The sequence below is a fragment of the Sphingorhabdus sp. genome (genome assembly GCF_046292425.1).
Taxonomy (GTDB): domain Bacteria; phylum Pseudomonadota; class Alphaproteobacteria; order Sphingomonadales; family Sphingomonadaceae; genus Sphingorhabdus_B.
The window spans coordinates 1-5,362 of record NZ_JBKBQV010000087.1 but is presented as its reverse complement, the minus strand read 5'-3'; the positions used below and the strand labels follow the sequence as shown (position 1 = coordinate 5,362).

General features: G+C 56.7%; 3 protein-coding genes and 1 pseudogene. All 4 read right to left on the bottom strand.

Annotation, left to right across the window (positions count from 1 at the left end; translation table 11 throughout):
* Positions 1 to 30 precede the first annotated feature (30 nt).
* Positions 31 to 1,254, bottom strand: coding sequence for a 2-oxoglutarate dehydrogenase complex dihydrolipoyllysine-residue succinyltransferase (gene odhB / locus ACK4S7_RS12910; RefSeq protein ID WP_409647602.1), 1,224 nt, complete (start codon positions 1,252 to 1,254; stop codon positions 31 to 33).
* Between the two features lie 10 nt (positions 1,255 to 1,264).
* Entirely contained in the window at positions 1,265 to 4,096 is a 2,832-nt protein-coding gene (locus ACK4S7_RS12905) for a 2-oxoglutarate dehydrogenase E1 component (RefSeq protein WP_409647599.1), read from the bottom strand.
* 151 nt (positions 4,097 to 4,247) lie between these two features.
* Positions 4,248 to 5,132: a succinate--CoA ligase subunit alpha gene (sucD, locus tag ACK4S7_RS12900; protein ID WP_409647596.1), complete on the bottom strand. Its 885-nt coding sequence runs from the start codon at positions 5,130 to 5,132 to the stop codon at positions 4,248 to 4,250.
* A 27-nt stretch (positions 5,133 to 5,159) separates the two neighbouring features.
* Positions 5,160 to 5,362, bottom strand: a pseudogene (locus tag ACK4S7_RS12895) (malate dehydrogenase); the annotation flags it as partial.

Here is a 5,362-nt window from a genome sequence, read left to right as displayed (position 1 = left end):
ATAATCTTGTTCTGCCATGGCTCAGGCTCCTTAAAGGTCGATTAACAACCGGGTAGGGTCTTCAATCGCCTCTTTGACGATCTTCAGGAAGGTAACGGCCTCGCGGCCGTCGATCAGGCGATGGTCGTAGCTTAGGGCCAGATACATCATAGGCCGCACCACGACCTGTCCTTCACGGACCACAGCACGGTCTTCAATGCGGTGTAGACCAAGCACGGCCGATTGCGGCGGGTTGATGATGGGGGTCGACATCAGGCTGCCGAACACGCCGCCGTTGGAAATAGTGAACGTGCCGCCGGACATATCGTCCATCGTCAACGTGCCAGCTTTTGCCTTGGCACCAAAATCGCCAATCGCTTTCTCAATTTGCGCAAAGCTCATTGCATCGGCGTTGCGCACGACAGGAACCACAAGCCCATTGGGTGCACTAACTGCAACCGATACGTCGAGATAATTGTGATAGACGATTTCATCGCCATCGATTTGTGCATTGACCGAAGGAACATCGCGTGTGGCCAAGGCGACGGCCTTTGTGAAGAAGCCCATGAAGCCCAAGCGGACGCCGTGCTTCTTTTCAAACAGGTCTTTGTACGTTGCGCGGGCTTCCATTACGGCCGACATGTCGACATCGTTAAACGTGGTCAGCAATGCGGCGGTGTCCTGCGCTGACTTCAGGCGTTTGGCAATGGTCTGGCGCAGACGCGTCATCTTTACGCGTTCTTCTTGGCGCGTTCCTGTTGCTTGGACTGTCGGTACGGCAGTCGCAACTGGGTCTGCAGACGGTGCAGGTGCACCTTTAGCTGCGGCAACTACGTCTTCCTTGGTGAGCCGACCATCCTTTCCAGTGCCCTTGATCTTGCTCGGGTCGATGCCAAGCTCAAGCACCAAACGGCGCACAGATGGCGAAAGCGGCAGATCGCTGTTTTCCGCTTGGGTAGCAGGTGCCGGGGCTGCTGTTGTCGCGACCGGCTGGGCTACCGCTGCAGCGGCGGCCGGTGGGGGAGTGGAAGCAGCGGTTCCGGCGTCGATTGAGCCAATGACTGCGCCGACGTTTACCGTCGCGCCTTCTTCAACGGCATATGCGCCCATTATGCCAGCGACTGGCGACGGCACTTCAACTGCCACCTTGTCAGTTTCGAGGCTGGCAATTGGCTCATCCACAGCAACAGCTTCACCTGGTTTTTTCAACCACTGGCCAAGTGTCGCTTCAGTAATTGATTCGCCCAAGACAGGGACTTTAACTTCAGTGCTCATAATTTTATCCTCACGAGGATGGAGGGGTAATTGGCTTGGTTCCGCCAGTGCGCTGGCGTCGGATTTCTTCACGAACATTGTGGCCCAACGCTTCCGCAACCAGTGCGGCTTGTTCGGCCTGATGGCGCTTTGCAAGGCCAGTCGCTGTTGCTGCAGCGGCCCTTCGACCGGCATAACGTGCCCGGGTTGGGCCGACATTGGCCTCTGTCAGGCATTCTTCCAGATAAGGGTCCACAAAGGACCAGCTACCGGCGTTGCGTGGTTCTTCCTGCGCCCAAACGACATTTTCCAAATTGGTCATGCGTTTTAGGCGGACGATTAACGGTTCGGACGGGAATGGGTAAAGCTGCTCAATACGCACTATGCTTGTATTCTTATCGCCCGATGCGTCGCGTGCTTCCATCAGGTCATAAGCGATCTTGCCGGAGCACAATACGAGGCGCTTGATGTCCTCGTCTGCTGGCGCGTTGGTGTCAGACAAAATCCGCATGAAGTGGCTTTCGCCTTGGAAGTCCTCGGCCTTTGAAACTGCCAATTTATGCCGCAACAAAGACTTTGGCGTCATGACGACAAGCGGTTTGCGGAACGGGCGTGCCATCTGCCGACGCAGCAAATGGAAATAATTGGCCGGGGTCGTGCAGTTGGCGACTTGGATATTGTCTTCAGCACACAGTTGCAAGAAGCGTTCAAGTCGTGCCGAACTATGCTCCGGACCTTGACCTTCATAACCATGCGGCAACAGCATCACGAGCCCATTTGCCCGAAGCCATTTGGCCTCACCCGACGCTATGAACTGGTCAATCATCGTCTGCGCGCCGTTTACGAAGTCACCAAATTGCGCTTCCCACAGAACTAAAGTTTTTGGCTCAGCACCGGCATAACCATATTCGAAACCGAGCACGCCAAATTCAGACAACGGACTGTCGAGAATTTCGAACCGGCCATGCGGCAGGGTGCCAAGAGGCACATATTTGTCTTCAGTGGTCTGGTCGACCCAGACGCCGTGGCGCTGGCTGAATGTTCCACGACCCGAATCTTGGCCCGACAATCGCACACCATAACCTTCCGAAAGCAGCGACCCGAATGCAAGCGCTTCGCCCGTTGCCCAATCGAAATTCTCTCCGGACGTGAACATCGCTTTCTTGGCGTCCAGCACACGGCTTAAAGTGGGGTGTATGTTGTGCCCTTCGGGCACAGTTGTGAGCGTGCGCCCAAGGCTATCGAACAATTTGCGTGCGATTCCGGTCGGCACATTGCGCCGGGCAGTTTCTGGATCCGCAGGCTTCGACAGCCCGGACCAACGGCCACCAAACCAGTCGGCGGCGTTTGCCTTATAATCGGCTGCGCTGGCAAATTCCTGCTCAAGCGCCTGGACAAAGCGCATGGCATGTTCGTTCGACCAATCGGCATCAATGACGCCTTCGGCTTGAAGCCTCTTGGCATAAAGCGCGCTGACGGCGGGATGGCCTTTGATAACCTTGTACATCAATGGCTGGGTGAAGCTGGGCTCATCACCTTCATTGTGGCCAAATCGGCGGTAGCACCACATGTCGATGACGATGTCGCGGTGGAATGTCTGGCGGAATTCGATCGCAATCTTGCATGCAAATGTCACGGCTTCGGGGTCGTCACCGTTGACGTGGAAAATCGGCGCCTGAACCCCCTTTGCGACATCGGAAGGGTAAGGCGAAGACCGCGCATATTGCGGGCTGGTGGTAAAGCCGACCTGATTGTTGACGATGAAGTGCAGACAGCCGCCAGTGTTATACCCACGAATGCCGGAGAAGCTGAGGCATTCCCATACGATACCCTGGCCGGCAAAAGCGGCGTCACCGTGCAACAAGACAGGCAAAACCTGTTCATGCTTTGCAAGGTCGTCGCGCGCGGTCTGGTTGGCGCGCACTTTGCCTAGAACGACCGGGTTCACGGCTTCAAGATGCGACGGGTTTGGAACAAGGCTCATATGCACCTTGATACCGTCAAATTCGCGGTCGGTGCTGGTGCCCAAATGATATTTCACATCTCCTGAACCGCCGACATCATCCGGGTTGGCGCTGCCGCCCGAAAATTCGTGGAAGATGATGCGATAGGGTTTGGCCATCACATTGGCGAGCACGTTCAGGCGGCCACGGTGCGGCATCCCATACACAATTTCACGCACACCAAGCTGGCCGCCATATTTGATGACAGCTTCAAGCGCGGGAATCATCGATTCGCCCCCATCAAGACCAAAGCGCTTTGTGCCTACATATTTACGGCCGAGAAATTTCTCATACTGTTCGGCTTCGATGACCTTGCCCAAAATGGCTTTCTTACCCTCTGGCGTGAATTGGATAGCGGCATCCTTGCCTTCCATCCGCTCTTGCAAAAACCGTCGCTCTTCGACATCGGAAATATGCATATACTCCAGGCCAACAGGTCCGCAATAATTGGCGCGCAACGTATCGACGAGCTCGCGGACAGTCGTCCATTCAAGCCCAAGCGTCCCGCCCACATAGACGCGCTTGTCAAGGTCGGCTCCGGAAAAGCCATGATATTCGGGGGTCAGGTCGGCAGGAATATCCTGCTTCGACAGACCGAGTGGATCGAGGTTGGCGGCCAAGTGCCCACGTACGCGATAAGTGCGCACCAGCATCATTGCGCGGATGGAATCGCTTGCAGCAGCAACTGCATCGGCCTCAGCCATCGGTTTGCCAGCAGCCTTTGCCGCAGCCTTTACCTCAACCGCCATCTGAGTGGGGTCAAGTGATGCGGTCAGATCGTCAGTCGCCGACAATGGCCAGTTGGCCCGTTCCCAGCTTGGGCCGCGCTCTGCTTCGAAATCCTGGTTCTCTACACCCATCCTACTTCTCCAAATCCGCCCCGGCTGCGGGGAGGGGCCATCCAATGGATGGAGGAGGGGGTGCGCCGTTCTAACGAAGCGTTAGACGGAGACCCCCTCCGTCATGGCGCTTGCGCGCCAGTTGCGCCTCCCCACGAGGGGAGGATAAACACTAACCCTTCAATACCTCGACCAAGGTCTTGCCGAGCAATGAGGGTGATGGCGAAACACGGATGCCCGCGGCTTCCATCGCGGCGATCTTGCTTTCAGCATCGCCCTTGCCCCCTGATACGATAGCGCCTGCATGGCCCATGCGGCGGCCCGGAGGTGCGGTGCGTCCGGCGATGAAGCCAGCCATCGGCTTTTTGCGGCCTTTCTTGGCTTCGTCGATCAGGAACTGCGCCGCTTCCTCTTCTGCGCTGCCGCCGATTTCGCCGATCATGATGATGGACTTGGTGGCGTCGTCAGCAAGGAAAAGCTCGAGGCAATCGATAAAGTTCGTGCCGTTAACCGGGTCGCCGCCAATGCCGACCGCAGTCGTTTGACCCAGGCCTTCGGCTGTGGTCTGGAACACGGCTTCATAAGTAAGCGTGCCCGAGCGCGAAACAACGCCCACGGAGCCAGCCGAGAAAATGCTACCGGGCATGATGCCGATCTTACATTCGTTAGGTGTCAAAACACCGGGGCAGTTCGGACCGATCAGGCGCGACTTTGAACCCGAAAGCGCGCGCTTTACCTTGACCATGTCGAGCACTGGAATGCCTTCAGTGATACAAACGATCAACGGGATTTCCGCGTCAATGGCCTCAAGGATGGAGTCTGCCGCAAAGGGTGGCGGGACGTAAACGACCGAGGCATCTGCTCCGGTCGCTTGCTTTGCCTCAAGCACGGTGTCGAACATCGGCAGGCCGATATGCGTCGTTCCCCCCTTGCCGGGTGTGACCCCGCCAACCATTTGCGAGCCATAAGCCAGCGCTTGCTCGGTATGAAAAGTGCCTGTGGCGCCAGTCATGCCTTGCGTAATGATCTTTGTGTGTTTGTTTACGAGGATGCTCACATAGGTCTCCTGAAATCTTGGGTGCGCTTAATTCAGCGACGGGTCGATGGCCTTACACGCCACCAGCAATTCTTTAACGGCATCCACGCTTACGGCGAGGTTGGATTTGGCTTCGTCGTCCAGCGCGATTTCCACGACCTTTTCAACACCGCCTGCACCGATCATGACCGGCACGCCGACATAAAGATTGTCGACGCCATATTGGCCAGTCAGATGGACTGCAGCAGGCA